This is a genomic window from Phocaeicola sp. GP0067, from assembly GCF_031119655.1.
Taxonomy (GTDB): Bacteria; Bacteroidota; Bacteroidia; order Bacteroidales; family Bacteroidaceae; genus Phocaeicola; species Phocaeicola vulgatus.
Map to the genome: position 1 here is coordinate 120,777 of NZ_JAVHZY010000001.1, position 25,954 is coordinate 146,730.

22 protein-coding genes are annotated in these 25,954 nt (G+C 40.3%); 10 read left to right on the forward strand and 12 right to left on the reverse strand.

Translation table 11 applies throughout. From position 1 onward, the window contains the following. Window positions 1–291: 291 nt before the first annotated feature. The 6 genes from RE317_RS00475 (at window position 292) to RE317_RS00500 (ending at window position 8,040) form a co-directional block, all read left to right on the forward strand. Window positions 292–2,169, forward strand: coding sequence for a lipopolysaccharide assembly protein LapB (locus RE317_RS00475; protein WP_008666462.1), 1,878 nt, complete (start codon window positions 292–294; stop codon window positions 2,167–2,169). A gap of 182 nt (window positions 2,170–2,351) precedes the next feature. Then, entirely contained in the window at window positions 2,352–2,720 is a 369-nt protein-coding gene (locus RE317_RS00480; RefSeq protein ID WP_005844002.1) for a DUF3244 domain-containing protein, read from the forward strand. A gap of 30 nt (window positions 2,721–2,750) precedes the next feature. After that, window positions 2,751–4,184 (forward strand): C10 family peptidase, encoded by a 1,434-nt coding sequence (locus RE317_RS00485; protein ID WP_005844004.1) that lies wholly within the window; start codon window positions 2,751–2,753, stop codon window positions 4,182–4,184. A 36-nt stretch (window positions 4,185–4,220) separates the two neighbouring features. Further along, entirely contained in the window at window positions 4,221–5,657 is a 1,437-nt protein-coding gene (locus tag RE317_RS00490; RefSeq protein WP_005844005.1) for a C10 family peptidase, read from the forward strand. Window positions 5,658–5,741: 84 nt separating this feature from the next. Further along, complete coding sequence (locus RE317_RS00495; RefSeq protein ID WP_005844007.1) at window positions 5,742–7,265, forward strand: C10 family peptidase; 1,524 nt, start codon at window positions 5,742–5,744, stop codon at window positions 7,263–7,265. Next, entirely contained in the window at window positions 7,246–8,040 is a 795-nt protein-coding gene (locus RE317_RS00500; protein ID WP_005844009.1) for a hypothetical protein, read from the forward strand. Before RE317_RS00495 ends, RE317_RS00500 begins: the two co-directional genes overlap by 20 nt. Before the next feature lie 123 nt (window positions 8,041–8,163). Here RE317_RS00500 and folK read toward each other — a convergent pair whose 3' ends face one another. From folK to RE317_RS00535, 7 genes are read right to left on the reverse strand one after another with little or no spacing between them, the layout of a single operon-like run. Continuing rightward, the gene (gene folK, locus RE317_RS00505) at window positions 8,164–8,610 is read right to left on the reverse strand and encodes a 2-amino-4-hydroxy-6-hydroxymethyldihydropteridine diphosphokinase (protein WP_005844011.1); all 447 of its coding nucleotides are present in this window, start codon (window positions 8,608–8,610) and stop codon (window positions 8,164–8,166) included. Window positions 8,611–8,628: 18 nt separating this feature from the next. Further along, window positions 8,629–9,684 (reverse strand): tRNA preQ1(34) S-adenosylmethionine ribosyltransferase-isomerase QueA, encoded by a 1,056-nt coding sequence (gene queA, locus RE317_RS00510; protein WP_005844013.1) that lies wholly within the window; start codon window positions 9,682–9,684, stop codon window positions 8,629–8,631. 11 nt (window positions 9,685–9,695) lie between these two features. Next, window positions 9,696–10,403: a tRNA pseudouridine(55) synthase TruB gene (truB, locus tag RE317_RS00515; protein ID WP_008666467.1), complete on the reverse strand. Its 708-nt coding sequence runs from the start codon at window positions 10,401–10,403 to the stop codon at window positions 9,696–9,698. 4 nt (window positions 10,404–10,407) lie between these two features. Continuing rightward, window positions 10,408–11,208 (reverse strand): undecaprenyl-diphosphate phosphatase, encoded by an 801-nt coding sequence (locus RE317_RS00520; protein ID WP_008666468.1) that lies wholly within the window; start codon window positions 11,206–11,208, stop codon window positions 10,408–10,410. Window positions 11,209–11,245: 37 nt separating this feature from the next. Then, the gene (locus tag RE317_RS00525) at window positions 11,246–11,491 is read right to left on the reverse strand and encodes a DUF3098 domain-containing protein (RefSeq protein WP_005844019.1); all 246 of its coding nucleotides are present in this window, start codon (window positions 11,489–11,491) and stop codon (window positions 11,246–11,248) included. A 12-nt stretch (window positions 11,492–11,503) separates the two neighbouring features. Next, window positions 11,504–12,373: an ABC transporter permease gene (locus RE317_RS00530; RefSeq protein WP_008666469.1), complete on the reverse strand. Its 870-nt coding sequence runs from the start codon at window positions 12,371–12,373 to the stop codon at window positions 11,504–11,506. A gap of 2 nt (window positions 12,374–12,375) precedes the next feature. Beyond that, a complete protein-coding gene (locus RE317_RS00535) occupies window positions 12,376–13,272 on the reverse strand; it encodes a bifunctional 2-polyprenyl-6-hydroxyphenol methylase/3-demethylubiquinol 3-O-methyltransferase UbiG (RefSeq protein WP_011965074.1) in 897 nt (298 codons plus the stop codon). 137 nt (window positions 13,273–13,409) lie between these two features. Here RE317_RS00535 and RE317_RS00540 point away from each other — a divergent pair, with 137 nt between their 5' ends. Beyond that, complete coding sequence (locus RE317_RS00540) at window positions 13,410–13,646, forward strand: PspC domain-containing protein (protein ID WP_005844025.1); 237 nt, start codon at window positions 13,410–13,412, stop codon at window positions 13,644–13,646. A gap of 9 nt (window positions 13,647–13,655) precedes the next feature. On the opposite strand, the gene RE317_RS00545 is transcribed toward RE317_RS00540, so the two are convergent. Next, complete coding sequence (locus RE317_RS00545; RefSeq protein WP_005844027.1) at window positions 13,656–14,057, reverse strand: FKBP-type peptidyl-prolyl cis-trans isomerase; 402 nt, start codon at window positions 14,055–14,057, stop codon at window positions 13,656–13,658. Continuing rightward, a complete protein-coding gene (miaB, locus tag RE317_RS00550) occupies window positions 14,057–15,427 on the reverse strand; it encodes a tRNA (N6-isopentenyl adenosine(37)-C2)-methylthiotransferase MiaB (protein ID WP_008666471.1) in 1,371 nt (456 codons plus the stop codon). Before miaB ends, RE317_RS00545 begins: the two co-directional genes overlap by 1 nt. Before the next feature lie 337 nt (window positions 15,428–15,764). Between miaB and RE317_RS00555 the strand changes: the two genes are divergently transcribed. The 3 genes from RE317_RS00555 (at window position 15,765) to xyl3A (ending at window position 20,426) form a co-directional block, all read left to right on the forward strand. Further along, a complete protein-coding gene (locus RE317_RS00555; protein WP_008666472.1) occupies window positions 15,765–16,115 on the forward strand; it encodes a hypothetical protein in 351 nt (116 codons plus the stop codon). A gap of 37 nt (window positions 16,116–16,152) precedes the next feature. Then, window positions 16,153–17,646 (forward strand): acetyl-CoA hydrolase/transferase family protein, encoded by a 1,494-nt coding sequence (locus RE317_RS00560; protein WP_005849940.1) that lies wholly within the window; start codon window positions 16,153–16,155, stop codon window positions 17,644–17,646. 185 nt (window positions 17,647–17,831) lie between these two features. After that, complete coding sequence (xyl3A, locus tag RE317_RS00565) at window positions 17,832–20,426, forward strand: xylan 1,4-beta-xylosidase (protein ID WP_008666475.1); 2,595 nt, start codon at window positions 17,832–17,834, stop codon at window positions 20,424–20,426. Window positions 20,427–20,515: 89 nt separating this feature from the next. On the opposite strand, the gene RE317_RS00570 is transcribed toward xyl3A, so the two are convergent. The 3 genes from RE317_RS00570 to RE317_RS00580 all read right to left on the reverse strand — a co-directional run bounded on the left by RE317_RS00570 (window position 20,516) and on the right by RE317_RS00580 (window position 25,934). Beyond that, complete coding sequence (locus RE317_RS00570) at window positions 20,516–22,108, reverse strand: ABC-F family ATP-binding cassette domain-containing protein (protein WP_008666477.1); 1,593 nt, start codon at window positions 22,106–22,108, stop codon at window positions 20,516–20,518. A 256-nt stretch (window positions 22,109–22,364) separates the two neighbouring features. After that, entirely contained in the window at window positions 22,365–23,891 is a 1,527-nt protein-coding gene (locus RE317_RS00575) for an arylsulfatase (RefSeq protein ID WP_005849945.1), read from the reverse strand. 123 nt (window positions 23,892–24,014) lie between these two features. After that, a complete protein-coding gene (locus tag RE317_RS00580) occupies window positions 24,015–25,934 on the reverse strand; it encodes a RagB/SusD family nutrient uptake outer membrane protein (RefSeq protein WP_008666480.1) in 1,920 nt (639 codons plus the stop codon). Window positions 25,935–25,954: the final 20 nt, after the last annotated feature.

Below are 25,954 nucleotides of genomic sequence, written 5' to 3' on the forward strand. Positions count from 1 at the left end.
ATTTACTTATTAAGTGTTGATAACCAATTATTTACCATGATTGATTTATTCATAAATTCTTCATCATTTTGTCATAGGATATTTCAATAGAAAGCACAACATTACAACCGTTATAAATGGCGCAAACAAAATGAATTCCGTTCCTGTAACTTGAGTGATTCCACCGGTATTTTCTCCCAATCTCTGCCTTTTCATTTAATCGTTTCACCTTAGTGATGAACTTTTATCACTAAGGTAATCAAGCTTCATCACTAAAGTGATACAGTTTCTTCACTTTAGTGATAAAACTTGATGAAAAGGCAGAAGAACAAAATACAACAGACAGATTTCACTGACAAGACAAAGAGCTTTCATGCTTTCCCACCTCACTTCCAAAGGAGAAGCCACGGAAAGCATAAAAAACTGACTTTTCCCTCTATCAGATACAAGTTGCCCGGATTTATGACTATATTTGCAAAATCTGAACACATTCTTATGAAAGCTTTACTTTTGACAGGACTACTATTCATTCTCATCCTCCCCGGATGCAGAAAAGAGACAAGCATACTTCCGCTATTACAATCTGTAGAGGAACTGATTCCCATGTATGCCGATAGTGCTTCCGTGCTACTGGACAGCATACAAGCCCCCGATGAACTGACTGATAAGGACTTTGCCCACTGGTGTATGCTATGCGGTAAAGTAACGGACGAAGCAGCCACCGGATTACTCCCTATCTACCAATGGCAACGGGCACAACAATGGTTCACCGAACACGGCACGGCAGAAGAACAGGCGCAAATAGACTTGTATCTGGGCCGTGCTTATGTAGAAGATGGGGAGTATGATAAAGCAATGCAAATATATGCCGATGCACTGCAACTGGCCAAAGAACATCAGGCCTATAATGTGGCAGGGTATATTTGTGCCTATATGGCAGATTTGTATGGTTTTAGAGATATAACCAGTGAACGTCTGGAGAAAAGAAAAGAGGCCAGTAACTTCTTCAAGAAAGCAAGGAACTACAAAAGCTATGCATACGCCTTAAAAGATTTAGCGTGTGAATGTACACTCACTGATTCTTTTAATTACACCATACCCTTACTTCAAAAGGCTGATTCCATCTCACAACTACTGCATAACAAAGATTTAACAGCTGATGTAGCCAATGCTTTTGGAGTGATATATGAGGCACAAGAAAAATACAAGAATGCCGAAAGATATTTCTTAAAAGCCATTGAAACGGGCAGCAAAGAAAGCTATAAGGATTCTATCTCCCTATTACACATATATATAAAAGACAACCAACTGGCAAAAGCACACGAATGGATTGAAACGATAACCAAACACAATGATATCGCTTATTACTTCAATCAAGCTTACTACCTGCTTTATAAGGCAGAAGGAAAATACAAGGAAGCACTCCATTACAAAGAAATCTGTTCCGACATGCTCGATTCACTGACATTAGTTCAAAATGAGACAAAAGTATTGGAAATAGAAAAAAAGTATAACAACGCCAAGATACGGGAAGAGAACGAACTATTAAAGATTACACAGCAAAGGAATACAATCATCATCATTATTGCCATCTCCTTATTCTTACTATCAGTTGCAGGATATATCATTTACCGGCAGAGAAGCAAAGCCAAAATCTATTACCAGCAAACAATTCTAGATAAGATGAAAATAGAGCTCCTTCACTTATCTGCAGAACTAGAAGAAAAAAAGCAGATTTTGCAAAAAGCATTGGCAGACAAAGAGAATAATGCCCACAAACTACAACAGGAAATAGAAGTAATATCCTATAAATACGACCGGCTGCAAAAGCAAAGTCTGGAAACATCCACAGTTGGCAAGAAGCTTATTTCTTTGACTAAAAAAAATAGGCTTGAGGACTCCCAACTCCCTACTGACAAAACATGGCATTCCATAATGACGGAAGTAGACAAGATATATCCCCAATTCTACTCCCTACTAAAAGAGGCATTTCCCAACCTGACAGAATCAGAATATCAATATTGCTATCTCCATATCTTTGGATTTGACGCAAATGATGAAGCCAAATTGCTCGGCATCAATCCGGCTTCTGTACGAATGAAACGAACGAGAATTTATCAAGAGGTCCAACTAAAGCACAATAAAGAAACGTTTTTACGAGATTACATCATCAAAAACCTCTTAAAATAAATAGTTCTCATACAGATCTTATTATCAGTGAATTATAAAACACTACATATACATCACTGTATATAACAATTTTTGTAACTCGCTGATAATCAACAAATCTTGTATATACTATAACTCCCTCTTTTTGTCATTCATAATCCTATAATACCTAAGTTTGCACAAAACTAAAACGTAAAACGATTATGAACAAATTAAAAATGAGTTTGGCTTTGATAGCCTTAATTATTCCTCTATTACTATGCGCTAAAAAACGAAATATAGAATTTATAAAACATGGCAACCATAGAATTCCAGTAGAGTCATTCATTCCGGTAAAAGCTTTCTTTGACGACTGCAATAAAGAATTAACCATCGAATTCGCACAGGACTGGGAAGCGGTAACCATCGAGATTAAATCAAAAGAAGGATATGTAGTATATAGAAACCTCTATATACCCCACTCCAATTCTTCTTTATCAACTTCTTTAGAGAATATTCCGGCAGGAATATATGAACTGACAATCACCGATGAAAAGGGAATATTGGCAGGAGAATTTATATACGAAAACTAATCTCATACATAATATTCTAATAACAAACTTATGAAAATCATTCCATTATCACTATTCTTTGCAGGAATTACATTATTCTCCTGCTCGAATGAAAGCACCAATAACCTTTCTACTAATTCCCAAAAGGTTAAGTTGAATAAAAACGAAGTCCTCAGTATCGCCTACGATGATGCAAAAGAGCTTACAGACAAAGATATTTTCAATATGGTAAGTTCTTTTGCCAATATGAATAATAATGGTGTAAGCAGAAGCACTAGTGCATCATTTAAGATTACAAAAAGAACATATATAAATAAAGAAGGAGAATTTCAAAATAAAGAAATAGCTTCCCGAACCGCCTTACCAGAAGATGATATCATATCTGAAATTTGTGAAGTTGAATTTCAAAACGATACTGTAAATGGGTTGGCTGTAGTAGCTACAAATGCAGAACTTCCTTCTATTATAGCATTTATTCCCAATAAAGGCAATGATGATGCAATGCAACTGAGCGGAGCAAACGAACTATTATATGCAGCAAAAGCCAGCTATCTTTATAAAGCCATTAAAACAAAAGAATTGGTAGATTCGCTAAAACAGCCAACGTTGGAGAAAATTAGTAAGAAATTAAACATTCCTATCAATGAAATTAACTACCAAAAAATTCAAGATAATATCATTTTAACAGATACCTATTCATCTAGATCAACTGCTGTACAAGGTCCTCCCGAGGGAATACAAAAACTACCATCATCAATATCTCCTCTAGTCAAGACCAATTGGGGACAAGACGATCCCTATAATTGGGCTTTCAGAGAAGAAAATAAAGTAGATTGGATAAGAACTGAAAATAATGGAAAGAAAATGGACGCACTTCCTGTAGGATGTGTCAATGTGGCACTTGCTCAAATAATGGGATATACTCATCAAAAATATACTCCCCCTCTTACCTTTACTTTACCCAACAGTACTATGACTTATATGCCTAACTTTATTAAAATGACCCAAAAAGCCTCTATCAATGATTTACAGGGGCAAGCTCAAATGCAAGTTCAATACCTTATGCTCAACTTCTATAATATGAATAAAACTACATCCAAAAAAGATTGGGATGGTGCTGTACTTGAAAGTGGTGTTTCTGAAGAGAATATGCTAAATACGATGAACAAATTTTTTAAATATAATCCAAAAGCCCCTTTTGATGGTGATCAAGTTTGGGCCTCATTAAGAAATAACAATCCGGTGCTTATGCTAACTACGAACCATGCTTTTATCATTTCCGGACTTCTAATCACCGAAAAAGCTAGTCAAACTCGCCAAATGGTTAAGACGAATGATTTATATTGGCACGCAAATTTGGGGTGGGCTGATAAAAACACAGGGTATTATCAACTAGACGGAAACGCAAGAACCTTTTTTGAAGCAGGAGGCGTAAAGGAATGGTGTTATAAAATGGATTGCATAAAAAATATCCGTGCTAAGTAAAAATATAGGTTTACAGAACTAACAATAAGAAACAAGATGAAAAAGAAAATCATTTTCTGTTTATTATCCCTTTCATTGATGATTGCCGGATGCCAATCAAATGAAATAGAGGATATAACACCCCCTAGTAAGGAAGTACAACTATCACCAGAAGAGCTATTAAGCATCAGATACAAAAGTTCTCCGGAACTTAGCCAAACTGAGGTATTCAATTTATTGACAACCTTCCAAAGCAGTGAACTAAAAAATAATGCCCATTCACGTATTACTTTTCAGCCTAACATCTTTCAGATAAAAGAGAAATACTATTTATCTAAAAACAAAGCAGATGCCAGGAATATTGAAAGTACAGAGGAACAAATACCTATCTATAAAATAGAATTCACATCAGAAACAGGCACAGGAATGGCTGTTGTTTCGGGAGATAGAAGAGCCCCACACATCCTTGCATATATAGACAACATCAAGGAAAACCAGGATTCTCTTTACACAAGTCCCAACGCTTTGCTTCAATGGAGCGAAATGTACATCCGCAATGAAGTTACCAAATTTGATGAGATTAAAGATTCATTGTATGAATCTGCTGTTTTGAAAATATCCAAAGAACTATACATAACATCCAAAGACATCGATTATGAAGCAATCAAGAATCAAATTATCATAAACAACAGCTCTATCAGCCGCTCTAAACCTATAACAGAAGTTCCTTCCAATCTAAAGGTCAAAGTTGCAGTATTTCCTATGTGTCCTGTGGCATGGGGACAATGGGAACCTTATAATTGTATGTTACCAAAAGCCAATTGTGATAGGTATGGTCCGGGATGGTCAGAATATACAAATTATCCTGTAGGCTATGGAGCAATTGTGGTAGCGCATATTCTAGCTAGTTTGGAGCCAACGATGAGACCAGCCAGCCTACAAATAAATTGGAGTTATTTGACTGAAAATAAAGAAATCAAAGCACCAGATTATTTTAACTCCGGTGATCCTTTAGCTAAAAGAGAAATGGTAGGCAGGCTATTCAAAAATATCTATGATTATACAAAATCTTCTGTAGTCAAAGACTCAAAAGGAATTGTTACGGGGACAACTTGTTTAATGTCTGATGTGGAGAATTATTTGGCAAGTTACTTCAATTATAGCAAAAAGACATCATGGAATATCAATACTGTCAAGAATTCCTTAAAAGCAACTAAACCTGTATTAATATACGGCAAACCTGACAATATAGCTACCGATGGAGTCACCCCATTCATTCTTGATGGAATAAAAGAATGCTATGGTAGGATAGACAATGTTCCTTCCGATGTGGACGTATGCTATTTACACGCTAATTTTGGCTTCGGAAACGGTTATCAGGATGGCTACTATTTAATGGATATAAAAACATCGACAATAACTTTTGAAACTGCCATTCCACTAATTTTCAAAGACAATGCTATGACCATAATGGCAGACTTCAGAAAAAAATAATTTTCATATATCAAAACTGACTAAAAGATATCAATAACGCAACCTTTTAGCCAGTTTTATCATTCAATCATTAACAAAAATGCCATGAAAAAGGTTATATTATCACAACTCATATTGATAACATCTATTCTTATATCGTGTACTGATAAATTAGAAAATACAGAAGTTAACAACAACCCAACCAACCAAGTGGTTTTGACATCGAATGAATACGCCAGCATAGCGTATGATAATCCCAAAGAACTATCGGAAGACGAGATTACAAATGTAATTTACGACTTTAAACGTATCAATTCAGAATTTAAAAAACAATTCATTACAACAAAAGAAGACAAGCCCAAGATTTCCATTATTAATAAATATTATCTTACAAACAGCAGGAATCACTCCCGTTCAGCAGACTCCATTCAAATAAATGTACCTATATTTGAAGTTGAACTAACTAATAATAGCGGAACAAAAGATATGACAATTGTTTGTGGTGATGAAAGAGCACCGAAAGTTCTGTTATTTACAGAGAACTATCAATTTTCCCAACCTATGAACATAGATATGAGATATTTGGTTGAAATAGCAAAACTAAATATCCTTTCAGATATTAAATATATAGAAAAACTTAAATCAGAGAAAAGAAGTTCCACTCTCGACAAAATCAGCCAATCCCTAAATATATCCAAGGAACAAATTACAGAAGACATCATAAAAAGAAATATTACTATTATTGATAACAGCAATTCAAGAGAATATAATCCTATCAATGGCATTGATATAAGCAAAATTCCTTCACGAATTGTATCTATGGTACCTCCCATATCAGATATTGTATGGCATCAAGAAGCACCTTACAACGATCAAATGCCCATAGGAAATATATGGGACGGGCATATGGGAACATATCAGGGGCATTATTTAGTGGGATGTGGAAATATAGCGGTTGCTACATTATTCAGTATACTGAAACCAGTCATGGTGGGAGAAACAGCAGCAGGTAGACAAATTTTAATAGATTGGGACTACCTGACCGCTCAAAAAACAATTACATACTACAGCTCACCTGATTTAATCGAAATGACTGCCAGTTTGTTAAGAGCTATATACAATAAAACTCGCTCATTTCCTAACTATGTAGATTTTAATACCTATGACGAGGACAATAACCCAATTATAAAAAGAGGTATCGCTTCAACCTCAACCCCAACGGAAGGCATGTTGGAATATCTTCAAACAATGACTACCTACTCAGGAAGCACAGGATTCAATCCGGAACTGGCTAAACAGTCATTACAAAATTATAATCCAATACTTCTTTATGGAAACGGACACTATGTTGACAACAATCGTCTCCCTATCACAAAAGATCCATACAAAGACAAACCGGGTCATGGTTGGATTATTGACGGATACTGTACTACCAAAAAATCGAGTTCACCAAATAGTGATTTATATTGGTCTGTCAACATGGGATGGGGAAAAGGTTCTTCGGCCGTCTATTTTAAAGCAAACAACGGTATAAACTGTGATGTAATCTTCCACACAGATACAGAAGACGTAAACATTGTATATTATACACAAGAACAACAAATGATCTATGACATTCAAAAGAAATAACCTCAGTCAGGACGTAATACACGCCCTGACACTAACGCTAGTATTATGTCTGACACTGTTATCGGGATGCTCAGACAAAGAAGAAATCCTCCCTCCGGAACCGGAAGAAGGAACAGATATTGTGAGTGAATACAAAGCTTACGTAGGCCATCCATTCAATGCCTCCTTGGGCGAACAAACAAATGGTTACACAATAAAGAACAACGATCCAGAAAAACTGAAAACGGAATATTTCGGAATCGAACATTTCGGTGTCGTATGTATCTTTCCACTTTGCGAAGGAGAATCATCTATACATGTGCTGGACAAGAATAACAAACTGGTAAAAATAATAAAAATACAAACCACCATGTGGGGAAGCAAGGATGTGGAAGTGGAAAACGGAGCTCATCCTTATGTCAAACCGGAAGTACGAGTAGAAGCACAAGACACACAAACCAAACAAAATATAGAAAAAGAACTGATGCAGGAACTGAAAAACAGAAACGGTACACGCTATACATTCGACAACCAGACCCGACTATTTACCATGACTTTTCCCGATGGGAGAAAAGGATATGAAGGGACCTACAAATGTAGAGTAGACTCACTCATCATGCAAACCCAAAGTATAATAAAAAAATATGGATACGAAGTGAGCTACAAAAACAAATTCCTAATTATACGAGAAGACAGAACAGAAGAATTTTGCCAACGTTACCCTGATTCCGGAGTGACGAGCGTCACCACACAAGAAATTTGGAGAGATTATTCCATACTGGACATATTTCCCTGAAACATTTATGAAGGATTCTATTACGAATCCTTCATAACAATACACTATCAATCAGCTATCTACACCACAATGACGGATTTGAAGAATTTTCCGTCCTCTTTTAATTAATATACTCTTACAGGTTTAAAGCTCCCCCAGCCTTTTTCCCAATACCGGATGCACCACATCCGATGCAATCTCCGCCAGCGGGTCCATGACAAACCTCCGTTCAGTCATCAGGGGATGAGGGATTTCCAATTCCGGCGTATGCAGTATTAAATCGCCGTACAACAAAATATCTATATCAATCAGGCGGTCACTATAATTACCTCCCGCCGACTTCTTCATCCGGCCTAATTCACGCTCTATCTCCTGTGTTTCCCGCAATATATCCAAGGGAGGAAGCACACTCTCCACGCAACAGGCAGCATTCAGAAAAGAATTTTCAGAAGAAAACCCCCAAGGGGCGGTAACATAAAAAGCGGAAAGGGCAGTAACCTCCCCTATCCGCTCATTTATCTTCCGGACAGCAACATGCAGATTTGATTCTTTATCACCCAGATTGGTTCCAAGTCCCAAATAAACCCTCATACGCTGCTCCAACCGGTATTACTTATCCAAAATCAACATAGCGTCGCCATAAGTACCGAAACGGTAATCTTCCTTCAACGCTGTGTGATAAGCCTCCATCACCAGATCATAACCACCGTAGGCAGCTACCAGCATCAGCAAAGTGGAGAGAGGCAGGTGGAAGTTAGTAACCATGCTGTTGGCTACCGAGAAATCATAAGGAGGGAAAATGAACTTATTGGTCCATCCGTCAAATTCTTTCAGATGACCATCCGTACCTACCGCAGTCTCTATCGTGCGCATCACTGTCGTTCCTACCGCACAAATATTCTTTCCTTCATCCTTGGCATTATTCACAATACGGCACGCATCCGCATTGACATACATCTGCTCCGAATCCATCTTATGCTTGGTAAGGTCCTCCACATCAATCTCGCGGAAATTACCCAGTCCGGCATGCATCGTCACAAAAGCAAAGTCTATACCTTTGATTTCCATACGCTTCATCAACTCGCGGCTGAAATGAAGTCCGGCAGTGGGAGCTGTCACAGCTCCTTCGTTCTTGGCAAAGATAGTCTGGAAACGTTCGGCATCTTCCTCTTCTACCGGACGACGGATGAAACTGGGCAGCGGAGCCTCTCCCAACGCATACAATGCTTTCTTGAACTCGTCGTGAGAGCCGTCATACAGGAAACGCAGGGTACGTCCGCGGGAAGTGGTGTTGTCAATCACTTCGGCCACCATGGAATCATCGTCACCAAAATAAAGCTTGTTACCGATACGGATTTTACGGGCAGGATCTACCAGCACATCCCACAAGCGAAGTTCCTCATTCAGCTCGCGCAACAAAAATACCTCGATACGGGCACCGGTCTTTTCCTTATTTCCATACAAACGCGCAGGGAAAACTTTCGTATCATTAAAGATAAACACATCTTTATCATCAAAATAGTCCAGGATATCCTTGAATACCTTGTGTTCAATCTTACCTGTTGATTTGTGAACAACCATCAGGCGCGACTCATCTCTATACTTAGCCGGATGCAAAGCTATTTTATCCTCCGGCAGTTTAAATTTAAATTGCGACAGTTTCATCTTATCTCTCCTTATTCGTTTATAACTTCTTCAATCTCTTGTTGGTCAAGCCATTCCGGAAAACTTTCCACCGACAAACAGTCTTCCAGTCTCACATCCCCCACCCGGATACGTATCAGCCCTGTCAAATGAGCACCGCTATTCAAAGCTTCGCCAATATCACGGGCCAATGCACGGATATAAGTGCCCTTGCTGCACACTACCCTGATTTTAATCTCAGGCAGATTACATTCCAGCAACTCTATCTCGTCTATAATCAACGTCTTGGCTTTCAACTCCACATCCTCACCTTTTCGAGCCAAATCGTAAGCGCGTTTACCATCTACCTTACAAGCCGAGAAAACAGGCGGAATCTGTTCTATCCTGCCGATAAAACGCTGCAAGGCTTCCTCTACCAACTCGCGGGTGATATGTTCCGTAGGATAGGTAGCATCTATCTCCTTCTCCAGGTCGAATGAAGGTGTGGTAGCCCCCAACTGCAAGGTGGCAATGTATTCTTTGGTATGATACTGGAACTCTTCGATGCGTTTCGTTGCCTTGCCTGTACAAATAATCATCACCCCGGTAGCCAGCGGGTCTAATGTCCCGGCATGTCCCACTTTTATTTTCTTCACGCCCAGTTTGCGGCAAATATGGTATCTTATCTTGTTCACCACTGCAAATGAGGTCCATTTCAGCGGTTTATCAAAGTATAATACTTCTCCTTCTTTAAAATTCATCCAATTACATCAATGTGCACGCTATCGTAACGGCACCGGCTATGGCACAATAGATAGCAAAATAAATCAACTTACCTTTCTTCACAATATTAATCATCCACTTACAAGCTACACAGCCCGATATGAAAGCTGCCAGAAAACCTACAATCAATGACAATACAGATATATCTGATGTGCCGGCTGCAGCTCCTTTTACAATCTTCATACCATCCAGCAACGCCTCACCCAATATAGGAGGAATCACCATCAGGAAAGAGAACTGAGCCAGTTTCGCCTTGTTGTCTCCCAACAACAAACCGGTAGCAATGGTAGTACCCGAACGGGATAATCCCGGCATCACGGCACAAGCCTGTGCCAGACCTATAATAAACGCATCCTTCATGCTGATGTTCTCTTTCAAACGAGGTTTTGCATAATAAGAGAAAGCAAGAAGCAAAGCTGTCAATAACAGCATACAACCTACAATGAGCAAGCCGGAACCGAAAATTTCTTCCACATAATCTTTAAAAAACACACCCACAATGCCGATAGGAATCATGGATACCAGGATATTGATCACATATTTTGTCTCCGCATTCATCTCAAACTTGAACAAGCCACGGAATATCCAGCCTATTTCTTTCCATAATATAACCAAAGTACTGAGTACCGTAGCCACATGCACTGCTATGGTAAAAGTCAGATTATCTTCCCCTTGTATGCCAAACAATGCCGAACCGATAGCCAGATGACCACTACTGCTGACCGGCAAATACTCTGTCAATCCTTGGAGCACACCAAGGATCAATGCCTCAAACCATTCCATTCTTTAAATAAAAATTGAGAATTAAAAATTAAAAAAATCAAGAGTTAACCACTTCTGTCTTGTCCTTTGGCTTGCGGACAATGCCATAAATCATAAATATAAAGCCAAAGAAACATACTGCGGGCGCCACTTTGATGCGACGTACACTAAAAATATCCGGCTCAAAATATCCTTCTGTCGAACTAGGTCCTGTCATCAGCAGAAAACCGACAATAATCACTGCCATACCTATGGCAAGCAATATAAAATTAGTTTTATCAAAGGCGAATTTTTGTCTATCCATATCCTTTTATTATTAAATGTAATACAACGCACTAGCTTTCATGCGCAAGTATTTGTTGATTGATATATATGCACACATAAAGGTAATAACCACACCAAACACAAAAACAGAACCCATTACCATAAGCATGGTCATAGGGGTAATAATCTCAATCAATTCGGGTTCATATCTTACCAACGCATAGGCCATTCCTATCAATGCCGCATCTGCCATGGCAGCGGCCAGTATCCCTATCCATATATTCCGCACCAAAAAAGGACGACGGATAAATCCCCAGCTTGCCCCTACCAGTTTCATGGTATGAATCAGAAAACGTTTGGAATAAATGGCCAGACGGATGGTGTTATTAATCAGCGCAAAAGAAATAAGGGTAAGCAGCGCAGCCAGTCCCAATAGCAAAAAACTGATTTTCCGTATATTGCTGTTCACTGCATCCAGTAAATCCTGGGGATAGTTGATTTCCATTACTTTCTTGTTCCGCATAATTTTCTGCTCTATCCAAGAAATGCTGTCCGAATTGGCATAATCGGCATTCAGTTTTATTTCAATAGAAGCTGTAAAAGGATTATATCCCAAGAATTCAGCCGGGTCTGTACCCATCGCTTCGCTCTGCTCTTTCAACGCCTGCTCCTTCGATATATAGGAAGTTTCTTTCACAAAAGGTTCCTCATTCAATTTTTTCTGGAATTTCAAAGCGTCCGCTTCTTTCATATCATCGCTGATGAGTACGGAGAAACTGATATTCTCGCGTACATACTTGGATAAGTTATTGGCAGACAGCACAAAGAATACCACCATCCCCAACAAGAGCAACACCAGCATTGTACTGATGCTGGAGGTAATGAACTGCATATCGAAAAAGGACCCTGATTTTTTTCCCATAATCACTTCTTTCTGAATACATAAATCATTGAACTACTGCGTTCTTTTTTCGCCAGTGAACTGAACCAGGCCAACAGGCCCGTCCACATTCCCTTCAAAAAGGACAAACGGCTGCCTTTATATCTTTCCGTCAACATGGATACATAAAAAGCATCAAAAGGCATCGGATGCTGTTCCGCTAATTTAAAACCATGCTTGACACCGAATTGTTGCATGACGGAAGGTGTAAAATGCCATAAATGACGGGGCACATCGTATGCCGCCCACCATTCCTTATACTTTTCCGCATCATACGAACTGGGATTAGGCACAGCCACTATCAATACTCCCCTCTCTTTCAACAGCTTGAATAATTTCTCCCACGTTTCATTCAGATGTTCCAGATGCTCCATCACATGCCATAAAGTTATGGCATCAAAAGAATGATCGGCATATCCCGCCAAAGCATCCTCCGTATCTACATCCAATTCAAAATGCTCTTTGGCAAACGAACGCGCCTGCGGACTTTTCTCTATCGCTTTCACCCGCCATCCGCGCTCCTTCATAGCATTGCTGAAATATCCGGTACCGGTACCTATGTCTAACAAAGTACCTTTACTCAAACCGGATGTCCGTTTTATCAGCTTGGCTTTGCGTGACAGCATATACTTGCGTACCTCATGGTATACACGGTTCATCAGCCCCTTGCGGGTATCAGTGTGTGAAATATAATCGGGGGTCTCATAATATCGCCCTATCTCGGCTTCCACGGGTGCACCTTGTGTAAAAATAAAGCCACAATCATCGCAGCGAACCAAATTGAATTGTTCACCCGAAGCATAGTGATCCGTACAAGTGATTGCATGTCCCAAATGTTTTCCGCCGCACAACGGACAAGTATTTATTTTGAGTATATCCACTTTTTGCCCTAATTTGCTGCAAAATAACAAATAAATTGAATGAGAAGGACTATCCTTTAAGTACTTTTAAGAGTATAAGTTAATAATTCGTTTTTACTTTTCCTACATTTGTGCAGATAACTTAAAAAGAGACGGAAATGGAAAACAAAAAACTGACCCGTTCCAACAACAGAATGCTAGCCGGAGTATGTGCGGGACTGGCCGATTATTTTGGCTGGGATGTTACGGTAGTGCGCATTATCTATTCATTTGCCACGGTTTTCACAGCCTTTTCGGGCATTATTGTCTATATAATCTTATGGATTGTTATGCCCGAAAAGAAATATCGTGACGGTTACGAAGACCGGATGAATGACAGACTGCATAACCGATAACCGGAGGCATTATGCAATGCCCAGCAGTTCCACCTCAAATATTAATGTAGAGAAAGCAGGAATCGGCCCGCTTGTACGGTTGCCATATCCCATAGTATAAGGAATATAAACCACCCACTTATCTCCTACATGCATACGTTGAAGCGCCAGCTGCCATCCCTCTATGACATCACACAGCCGGAAAGCTTCGGGACAGTTACGGTCATAGGAATTATCAAACTCTTTTCCGTTTATCAGACTTCCCCGATAATGAACGGTGACAATACTTCGGATTGTAGGTGAAACTGTACCCGTACCTGTCTGCAATACTTTATAAAACATATTACAAGGTAAAGGACAAATACCTTCCTGTGTAGAAAGAACTTGCAAATATTGCAAGTTCTTTTCCTTATATTCTTCTTTTCTCCCCATCAGAACACCTCTTCTCCTTTCAATGTAGCCGAACTGGCTTCAGTAATGCGTACATGGACAAAATCACCGATACGATGATTCCCACGATCAAAGACCACCACCTTGTTTTGCTGTGTACGGCCAAAAAGCTGCTCTCTGGAACGCTTGGAAACACCTTCTACCATCACTTCGAAGGTCTTGCCTACATCACGGGCATTACTTTCGGCAGAAAGACGGTTCTGCAATTCAATGATTTCATTCAGCCGGCGTATCTTAACCTCTTCGGGTACATCATCCGGCAGATGCTTGGAAGCATATGTTCCGGGACGTTCGGAATATTTAAACATAAAGGCGGAATCGTACGCACACTCACGCATCAAGGATAGAGATTCCTGATGGTCTTCTTCCGTTTCCGAATGATAGCCGGAGAAAATATCAGTACTCAGACCACAATCGGGAATGATACGGCGAATAGCCGCTACCCTTTCCAAATACCACTCACGGGTATATTTGCGGTTCATCAGCTTCAATATGCGCGAACTGCCGCTCTGTACCGGTAAATGAATATGCTTGCATACATTAGGCGTTTCCGCAATGACTTGCAAGGTTTCATCACTCATATCCTTGGGATGTGAAGTGGTAAAACGAACACGCATGTCCGGAACCGCCTCGGCCACTGTGCGGAGCAGCATCGGGAAAGTAATTATTTCACCCTCTTTCTCAAAACGATAAGAATTCACATTCTGTCCCAGCAACGTTACTTCTTTATAACCTTTGTCTGCCAAGTCACGCACCTCATTCAGAATACTTTCCACATCACGGCTGCGCTCACGCCCACGGGTATACGGCACAATACAATAATGACAGAAATTATTGCAACCACGCATAATGGATACAAACCCGGAGATATGATTGCCGCAAATACGGGACGGAATTACCTCACGATAGGTTTCTGTAGTAGAAAGCTCCACATTAATGGCTTTCTCCCCCGCTTCCACCGAAGCGACCAAATCGGGCAAAGTGAGATAGGCATCCGGTCCTACGACAAGATCTACATGATGGTTCTCGATCAAATCATCTTTTACACGTTCTGCCATGCAGCCCAACACACCGACAATCAGATTCCGGCGTTTGTTTTTCTTCATAGAATGGAAAAACTCCAGACGGTTCAGAATCTTTTGTTCTGCATTGTCGCGAATGGAACAGGTATTCATAAATACAGCATCCGCTTCATCCAATGTTTCGCATACATGGTAGCCTGCCATTTGCATAATAGAAGCAACCACTTCACTATCAGCAACATTCATCTGGCATCCGTAAGTTTCAATAAACAATTTCTTGTTTTCGGAATCAGTTGCAGATTTAAAGTCTGCTCCTGTTGTTTCTTTCATATTTTCTCTGTTTTATGGTTTCGTAGGCAAAGATACGGAGTTACCGACAAATTAAACGAATAAAAGAGCCAAAAATTGAATATTATAAGAGATTTATGCATTTAACTGTTAAATAATTATAACCAGTGAACAAAAAAGACCGTTAACGTTACCAACATATTATTATAATTCGCATATTTGCTTCCGAAAAACATTAGATTTTTTCATAGTTAAGGTTTAGGTTAAAAAAATAGGGGAAGACAACTGTGAAGTTCTCTTCCTTTTTTTATGCCCTTTTATAGAGTTAGTTATGAAATATTTTTCTAACTTTGAGCATTCATTATATAATAAGGAAAGTATGGATATCATTCAGGTTATCATATTTATAATAATCATTGTTGCAGCCATCGTGCAACAAATCTCAAAAACAGGCAAAGAGAAGAAAACACCTTCTCCAAAGAAAGTGCTTGCAGATATGTTTCCTGAAATAGAGCAGGAGAACATAGGAGAGGACCTTCCTGTTTCTTCCGTTCAAACAGTCCGCAAACCTCAGACTCCCCGCATGCAGCATCAGCCGATGGTCAAGAAGCCAACAGATCCACCCCGGAAAGAGAACAAAAGGGAAGACCGGACTCCTATAAGACTGAGTACTAAAGAAGAGGCACGACGTGCTTTTATTTATTCAGAGATTTTTAATCGCAAATATTAATAACAACTATACTAATAAGAATAACACATTGAATATCATGGGATTTAATATTATTTCCGCAGCCGAAGCAGCCAGCTATATCAAGCATGGCTACAACATTGGACTCAGCGGCTTTACTCCGGCAGGAACACCGAAAGCCGTAACACCCGAAGTCGCAAAAATAGCAGAAGAAGAACATGCCAAAGGTAACCCTTTTCAAATTAGTATCTTTACCGGTGCTTCTACAGGAGATGCTACAGACGGCATCTTATCCAGGGTCAAGGCAATCCGTTACCGTGCTCCTTACACAACCAACCCCGATTTCCGAAAAGCCGTAAATAACGGCGAAATAGCATACAACGATATCCATCTGTCACAAATGGCACAGGAGGTACGTTACGGGTTCATGGGTAAAGTAGATGTCGCTATTCTGGAAGCGTGTGAAATCACTCCCGACGGCAAAGTTTATCTGACAGCCGCCGGTGGAATTGCACCGACTATTGCACGTCTGGCAGATAAAGTGATCATCGAATTGAACGCTGCCCACAGTAAAAACGGTATGGGCCTGCACGATGTTTATGAACCGCTTGACCCGCCTTACCGTCGTGAAATTCCTATTTACAAACCCAGCGACCGTATCGGTCTGCCTTATGTACAGGTAGACCCGAAAAAAATCATCGGCGTAGTGGAAGTAAACACCCCTGACCAGGCCCGTTCATTTACCGCACCGGATCCTATCACCGACCAGATTGGACAAAATGTTGCCGACTTCCTGGCAGCTGACATGAAACGGGGTATTATTCCTGCAAGCTTCCTGCCATTACAGAGTGGAGTAGGTAACATTGCTAATGCCGTATTGGGTGCTTTGGGACGAGACAAAACAATTCCCGCCTTCGAAATGTATACGGAAGTATTACAAGACGCAGTGGTGGACCTGATTCGCCAGGGACGTGTAAAATTTGGAAGTACCTGTTCATTGACTGTCACCAACGAATGTCTGCAAGGTATTTATGATGATATCGACTTCTTCCGTGACAAACTGGTCATGCGTCCGTCTGAAATCTCAAACAACCCGGAAATTATCCGTCGTCTTGGTGTTATATCTATCAATACAGCCATCGAAGCAGATATTTACGGTAATGTAAATTCTACTCACATCAGCGGCACCAAAATGATGAATGGTATTGGTGGCTCAGGTGACTTTACCCGCAATGCCTATATTTCCATCTTTACTTGCCCGTCTGTGGCAAAAGAAGGAAAAATCAGTGCCATCGTTCCTATGGTTTCTCACGAAGATCACAGTGAACACGATGTCAATATCCTTATTACTGAACAAGGTGTTGCCGACTTACGCGGCAAGAGCCCGGTAGAACGCGCCAAGGCTATCATCGAAAATTGTGCACATCCGGATTATAAGAACATTCTTTGGGATTATGTAAAAATGTCTTCCAAAGGACAAACTCCTCATTGTATTCCGGCTGCATTGGCTATGCATGATACGCTGGCCAAGAAAGGGGATATGCGCCTGATAGATTGGGCAGAATATAAATAGTCATTATTTGCTGTATCTCATACGTTTCCGGTCGGTACGATGTATCCGGCCGGAAACTTTTTATATCTATCCCACCTTTTTGTATAAAAAACAATATCTTCCACCTTTTTAATCAAAAAATACACGGACTTTTTTCACAATTATTCTATTTTTGCCGTGTAACTAATCATTTTTACCATTTTACTATGAGAAACAAAATTCTATATTTATTTGCTTCCCTTGTGATGCTAAGCGGCTGTAACAATCAACCGGCTTATAAAGACAGCAGTTTATCTCCCGAAGAACGGGCAGAGGATTTATTGCAACAACTTACTCTAGAAGAAAAAGTTGCCTTAATGATGGACAACTCCAAACCTGTCGAAAGATTAGGCATTAAACCTTATAATTGGTGGAACGAAGCCTTGCACGGAGTGGCACGGAGCGGACTGGCCACCGTCTTTCCTCAGCCTATAGGCATGGCGGCCTCTTTTGAGCCCGATGCCATACATACCATCTATACTGCAGTTTCGGATGAAGCCCGGGCCAAAAATGCCGCATACTCGGCGGCGGGAAGCTACGAACGGTATCAAGGCCTGACCATGTGGACACCCACCGTCAATATTTATCGCGATCCCAGATGGGGGAGAGGTATTGAAACGTACGGGGAAGATCCTTATCTGACAAGTGTCATGGGGGTAAATGTGGTAAAAGGATTGCAATGCATGGATGCTAATCAAAAATACGATAAAATACACGCTTGTGCCAAACACTTTGCCGTCCATTCAGGGCCGGAATGGAATCGTCATGAGTTCAATGCGGAAAATATCAAACCGCGTGACTTGCATGAAACTTATCTTGTACCTTTCGAAGCATTAGTAAAAGAAGCAAAAGTAAAGGAGGTAATGTGTGCCTATAACCGTTTGGAAGGTGATCCGTGTTGCGGAAGTGACCGCCTGCTGATGCAAATTCTCCGTCAAGACTGGGGATATGACGGCATTGTACTTTCAGATTGTGGTGCTATTGACGATTTCTATCGGGAAAAAGGACACAAAACACATCCGGATGCTGAATCGGCCTCTGCCGCCGCAGTATTAAGCGGTACGGATCTGGAATGTGGTTCCAGTTATAAAGCATTGGTAGAAAGCGCTAAAAAAGGATTAATCAGTGAAAAGGACATTGATGTATCCGTAAAACGATTATTAAAAGCACGCTTTGAATTGGGGGAAATGGATGATCCTGACAAAGTGGAATGGACTAAAATTCCTTATTCAGTGGTTTGCTCGGCAGAACATGATTCCCTGTCACTAGATATAGCACGCAAATCAATGACGCTGTTACTGAACAAAAATAATATCCTGCCACTGAAACGCGGTGGACAAACCATCGCCGTCATGGGACCTAACGCAAATGATTCTGTGATGCAATGGGGTAATTATAACGGTACTCCCAAACATACGATCACCTTATTGGAAGGTATCCGCTCAGCCATGGGAGAGAACGACAAGCTGATCTATGAACAAGGTTGCAGCTGGGTGGAGCGCTCATTAATCAGAAGCGTTTTCAGCCAGTGTACTTCTAAAGAAGGTCCAGGATTCTCCGCCCGCTATTGGAACAACAAGGAATATGAAGGAAATGCGGTAGCCACCGCACAACTTACCACACCGTTCCGTCTTTGCACTTCCGGAGCCACCGTATTTGCTCCCGGTGTGAACCTGACCGATTTCTCGGCCGTCTATCAAAGTGTGTTCACCCCCCAGGAAACAGGAGAGGTTATTTTCAACTTCTATAGTTGTGGAGCTACACAATTATTGATAAATGGTGAAGAAGTAAAGAAATTCACCAACAAACATGGGGGCAGGGGACAAGCTTACGCCATGCATGCAGAAGCCGGCAAGCCATACGATATAGAAATCCGCTTCCAATACTTTAGTGGAGACGCACAGTTGAATTTCGATCTTGGATTTAAAGAAGAAGTCAACATTAAAAACACGGTAGCAAAAGTGAAAGATGCTGATGTAGTTATATTTGCAGGCGGTATATCTCCAAGTTTGGAAGGAGAGGAGATGGGTGTCAATTTACCGGGATTCCGCAAAGGAGACCGTACTGACATCGAACTTCCGGCTGTTCAGCGTGAATTGATAAAAGCACTCTGTGATGCCGGGAAAAAAGTTATTTTCGTTAATTTTTCCGGATCACCCATTGCCATGGAGCCCGAAACCAAATATTGTCAGGCCATTTTACAAGCATGGTATCCGGGACAATCCGGAGGTAAAGCTGCCGCCGAAGTTTTGTTTGGAGATTACAATCCTGCAGGACGACTGCCCGTTACTTTTTACCGGAACATAACGCAATTACCTGATTTTGAAGATTATAATATGACAGGACGTACTTACCGTTATTTTAAAGGTGATCCTCTTTTCCCATTCGGTTATGGTTTGAGTTATACCACTTTTAACTATGGTAACATCAAACTGGAGCAAACGATTAAAGTAGGAGAAACTGCCAAAATTATTGTTCCTGTAACCAATACCGGTAATCGTGACGGGGAAGAAGTAGTACAGGTATATCTGAAAAAACAAGAAGATGCGGAAGGACCGGTTAAAACACTGCGTGCTTTCAAACGTGTACAAATTCCTGCAGGAAAAACAGTCAATGTAGAATTAGAGTTAACACCCAAACAATTGGAATGGTGGGACGCGCAGACAAATACCATGCGCACCATAGCCGGAAACTTCGACATAATGGTAGGGGGTAATTCTAAAGATGCTGAATTACAAGTAAAGACGCTGACACTGCAATAATAACTCCGAATAAAATAAATCAAGTCTGCGGCATTTTTGTCAAATTCTATATTTAAAACAAAAATGCCGCACTTGACAAAATAAAAACATCAGAACAACTCAATCTGCTTATCTGCCTTTATTTGTTGCACAAAATAGTTGTCATGACTCACCACCAACAAAGTGCCTTGATAATCCTTCAAAGTTTCGGTCAATATCTCCATACTCAGAATATCAATATTATTAGTAGGTTCATCCACAATAAAAACATCGGGGGCCTGTGCACTCACCATAAGACAACAGAGAGAAAGTTTCATCTTCTCACCTCCACTCAGATAGCTACACTTCTTGTTCCATGTGGAAACAGGAAACAAAAAACGGTTGAGAATCGTTCTCAATTCATTATCATACAATTCACTATTGAATAAGGCAAGTTGTTCCAATACCGACAAATCATTACGAATTATAGAATATTCCTGATCAAGATAAACGTACGTCAGCCCTTCTGCCTGTATCAAAGAACCTTGAGTAGGAGCAAGACTTCCGGTTATCAACCTCAATAAAGTTGTTTTACCACTACCATTACTTCCTTTCAAATGAATACGGTCACCACTTTTGATGGTAAACTCAAGAGGAGAAGACCACAAAGGATTTTCTCCATACGAATAATTCACACTTGAAGCTACGATAAGTATCTTACCGATATGCAAAGAAGATGAATTGAAATTTACTTTCATCGCCTTCATATCAGGTAAAGCTTTATGCAGTTCTACTGTTTCTCCTGCCAAAAAACGGATCTTATCAGCATGAACATCTCCTAAACGGACAGTACTTTTCTCAGCCTGATCCCTGAATGTATGCATTGCCATCTTTCCGACTCCTTTCTTCACATTTTGTTTTTTACCTCGCACATCATGCTTTTGTTGACGCTCCATTACCTCACGTGCCTGCTTTCGGGCTTTTTGTAATTGCTTTTCATTCTCCTTCAACCGGGTTTGCAGAGCTTCTACAGCCAATTTCTTCTGTTCTTTATAGAAATCGTAATTTCCAGCATAATAAGTGACACCTTTTGCAGTAAGCTCATAGGTAGAAGAAAGTAAATTGAGTAATGTCCGGTCATGGCTGACAACCAGTATCCCTGCTGCAGCAGTAGTTATAAAACGGTACAGCCGGATACGGCTTTCGTCATCCAAATGATTGGTAGGCTCATCCATCAAAATAAAAGCAGGAGAGTATATAGTAATTCCTGCTAGAAAAACTTTTGTTTTCTCACCGCCACTCAACAAATGCATGGGATAGGAAAGAGGTACTCCTACCAACCCCCATTCATTCAAAGCAGCAACCGCTTTCTCTTCTATTTTCCAGTCATCCGCCAAAGCCGTAAAATGCTCTATCGAAGCATCTCCCTGTAAAATGGCATGAAGTGCATATAACTTTCTTTCTATTCCCAATGCCCCGGCTACTGTCAAATGATTAAACTGACCAAAATGCTGTGGAATAGAATAGGGGATATCCGGACATATAATTTGTCCTTCAGAAGGTAATAGCTCTTTAGTTATCAATCGCATCAAGGTAGATTTTCCCGAACCGTTGTTTCCGATGAGGGCTACTTTTTGCCCTTTACTGATAGTAAAACTGACATTACTGAAAAGCACATCTTTATCCGGATGCATGTAAGTAATGGACTGTACATGTATACACATACTCTTTCTAAGAATTTTAAATATGAATACTGAAAAGTTCGTAGTTGGAATAAGAAGACAACTATTGCGCAACAAACGAAATTATTTCGCCTGCTGTCCCAACGTAAAAACAAATAGTTGTATGGAAATGAATGTTTTAAATTCTCATCGGAATATTTTTAAATTTGCGAGACAAAGATAGCAGGTTTATGGAACATAAAAAAATATTCCTCAATCTAAATGAATAGATTGAGGAATATCAGAATAAAAAATCTATTTATTCAAATGAAGGCAAAGTCACAGAGAAATGAGGATTCGGAGTATGCTGTGTTCTGATAATCTCTTTCATTTGTTTCACAATATCCGGATGTCCGGCAGCGATATCATGGTCTTCATGAATATCTGTAGCAAGATTGTAAAGGAAAGGAGTCCCTTTTTTCACTACCATCTTCCAGTCTCCCATACGTACACCAATCTGATCGGTTTCATCAAATTCCCAATACAAGAAATCATGTTTCTTCTGTCCTTCCTGCCCTAACAAAGTCGGAGCAAAAGAAATACCATCAAAATAATCCACATCTTTTTTCTTGTTAGTGTACTTCTTTACATAATTCTTCACACCTGCCAAGTCACAAAATGTAGGCATCAAGTCATAGAAAGCCAACTGATGATCATTGACCGTTCCTTCGGGTACTTTGCCCGGCCAACGTACAATGAACGGAATACGGATACCTCCCTCATAACATTGACGTTTCAATCCACGAAGTTTGCCGTCACGACCAAAAAAGGTAGGATCAGCTCCTCCTTCTTCATGAGGGCCGTTATCACTGGTAAAAATCACAATGGTATTTTCGTCCAGTCCTTTCTCCTTTAATTTGTTCAAAACTTCTCCTACATAATAATCCAAGCGAGTAATCATGCCGGCAAACTGCGCATGGGTGTGTACCGACGGATTATATCTTGATCCTTCCTGTCCACCCCAAGTTTTATCTTCAAAAAACTTCTTTTGATAACCTGTCAGAATAGAATCTTCGGGCTGCGCCAGCTCTGCATGAGGAAGCGTATAAGTAAAAATACCAAAGAAAGGTTGCTTGCCATCCTGTTTATCCAACCATTTCATTGCTTCTTCATGGATCATATCCGCAGAATATTGCGGACGTTTGAAATAGTCCTTACCAAACATAGGATAGTTGATATTCTCATCCATCACTACACGAACCACTGCCGTATCACCAGCCGATTTACTATACCGGTTCAGGAAATTCGGATAATATAAATGAGCCTGAAACTGACAGATATAACCATAATATTCATCAATACCCCGTTTGTCCGGCGTAGACACAGATCCCTCATAGCCCCCTGCCCATTTACCAAACATACCGGTAGTATAACCGTTATCTTTCATTATTTCAGGTATAATCACATGACCGGGATCGTATGGATGTTGCCCCACCACGGCATATTCCTTATTATTTCCATACATCACAACAGGGGCATCGCGCCAGTACTCCTTGTTCCCACGTACTTCACAATGTCCGGAATGTTGCCCGGTCATAAATGACGCACGTGATGGAGCACTCACCGGACTACCGGCATACGCTTGTGTAAAACGCATACCTTCTTTAGCCATATTATCAATATTCGGTGTACTGATGTAGGGCTGACCGTAACACCCTAAATCACCATACCCCATATCATCACACATTATATAAATGATATTCGGTTTAGGGGTTTTCTGGGCATAAGCACCTAATAAAGGAAATGCCAGCCCACTGGTTAAAAGAAAGAGGTTTCGATTTTTCATTATACAGTTTATTGAATTAGTTTTTCTTTGAGCAAGATATGGAAAATATTCCAATTGATGAAATAATAAAGTCGCCTCAAATAAAAATTATATAAAGACGACTTTATATTAACATTTACCTATTTACCAACCTGGATTCTGTTCCAAAGCAGGATTCAACAATATTTCAGTTGTCGGAACCTGATATAAATAATATTTCTCCAACCATCCTTTGCCCTCTTTCAATGGGTCATTGAACAAATACAGATATCCCTCTTTCATTGTCCCTGTTGCTCCATCCGAATAGCCTGTCTCCGTGTTATACAAAGTATATCCCGCCGCTGCCGCCTTTTCTTTTGAAAGCCATAATCCTGTTGCAGTCTTATTCAAGAACCAAGGTGCCATTCTCCAACGTCTGATATCATAGAAACCAAAACCTTCTCCCATCAGCTCAATAATTCTTTCACGACGTATCTCCCATAATACAGGATCCACCAAAATGCCATTATCATTGCCTTTAGGGTAGTATTTGCCACGATTAGGATCAAAACTATCATTAATATCAGCAACAACCATTTGAGCAACTCCAGCACGGTCACGCAATTTATTAATAGTAATATCAGCAACCGGTTGATTGAACTGCCCTGCTTCAAACATGGCTTCGGCATAATTCAATAAAACCTCTTCTATCTTAAAAATAGGCTTGTCGGCTGTGTTTTGTGCACCGTTATTAAAACTCTTTTCCCACTGGCTCCAATTCTTCCAGACATAATAGCCCGATCGGCATGTAACAAACGCCCCTGTTCCCAATCGAGGAATTTCAGGAACCAACGAAGCACTCCAGTTCTGACCGGGCAAACGTTTCATGCCTGTACCCGGATTAGAACATGATTCATTAGGTTTCATAATATCAATATATTCACGATCGGCAGGATCATCTGTATATGACCAAGTAGGATAGTCTCCTTTACCCGCTTTTACTTTGTAAGGAGGGATTACGGTATGATACAAGCGGGGGTCTCTATCACGGAATGTGGCATACATATCCTTGTCACCATGATAACTGGAAGCATGATTCAAAATAGGTTTACCGTTTTTCATCAAATATAGATCAACGGTCTTTTGATTCATCTCCACATAATGCGAAGAGGTATGCTCCATATAACTATAGTTACAGTTATTGATATCATCGACATATTCCTTATATAGAATCACTCCCGGAATCCCCTTTAAACTTTCTGTTGTCCACATCTCGCCATAACCCGCAGCAGGCTGTCCGTCCGTGCCATAATATAAAGTAGGATAATCATCCATCAATAACTTGGACACACGAATACATTCCGTGAAATACTTATCATAATCTCCAAGTTCATGATATTTGCGCCACGTTCCCTCACGTAATGTAAAACGTGAAATAGCCGCACGAATACAGTCACGATTAATGGTGTTATCACCATCCCTGCTTTGGAAATCGCCTATATTTTCTTCCGCCCATTTCAAACGGTCCAGAACTTTATCCGCCACTTCTTTACGAGCCACCCGAGGACCATACGCCTCGGGAGATTCATCATTCAGAACGGTTTCTATCCAAGGAATATCACCAAAACGATTTATCAGTTCCATATACCAGTAAGAATGGAAAAAATAACCTACTGCCTTCCAATGGTTTTTCTCAACATCCGTCAGATTGGAACCATCAATGTGCGTCAGCATCATATTGATACGACGCAAGTATCCAAAGCTCCAGCCATTTCCCGTAGCTGTGCTTGTTATCTTCTGGTAAGCATAATTATTAGAGCTGGACTCATACTTAGAATCCATAAAACCTGCATTTATATCTCCTTGATAGTGAGAATTTTGCCCTATTCCATTTACAGAGGTAGCGATATCCGTGTTTGAAAACATCTCATAACAAGGCCACATAAATGCCAAAAAATTATCGTATGACTTAAAAACGGTTTCTTCCGTCGGATCAGTTACCGGAAGTTTATCCAAAAAACTATCGTTACATCCCGAGAGCGTAACGCCTGCCAAGATGGCAAAACTTATAAATATCTTTTTCATATTGCTTACTCGATTAAAAG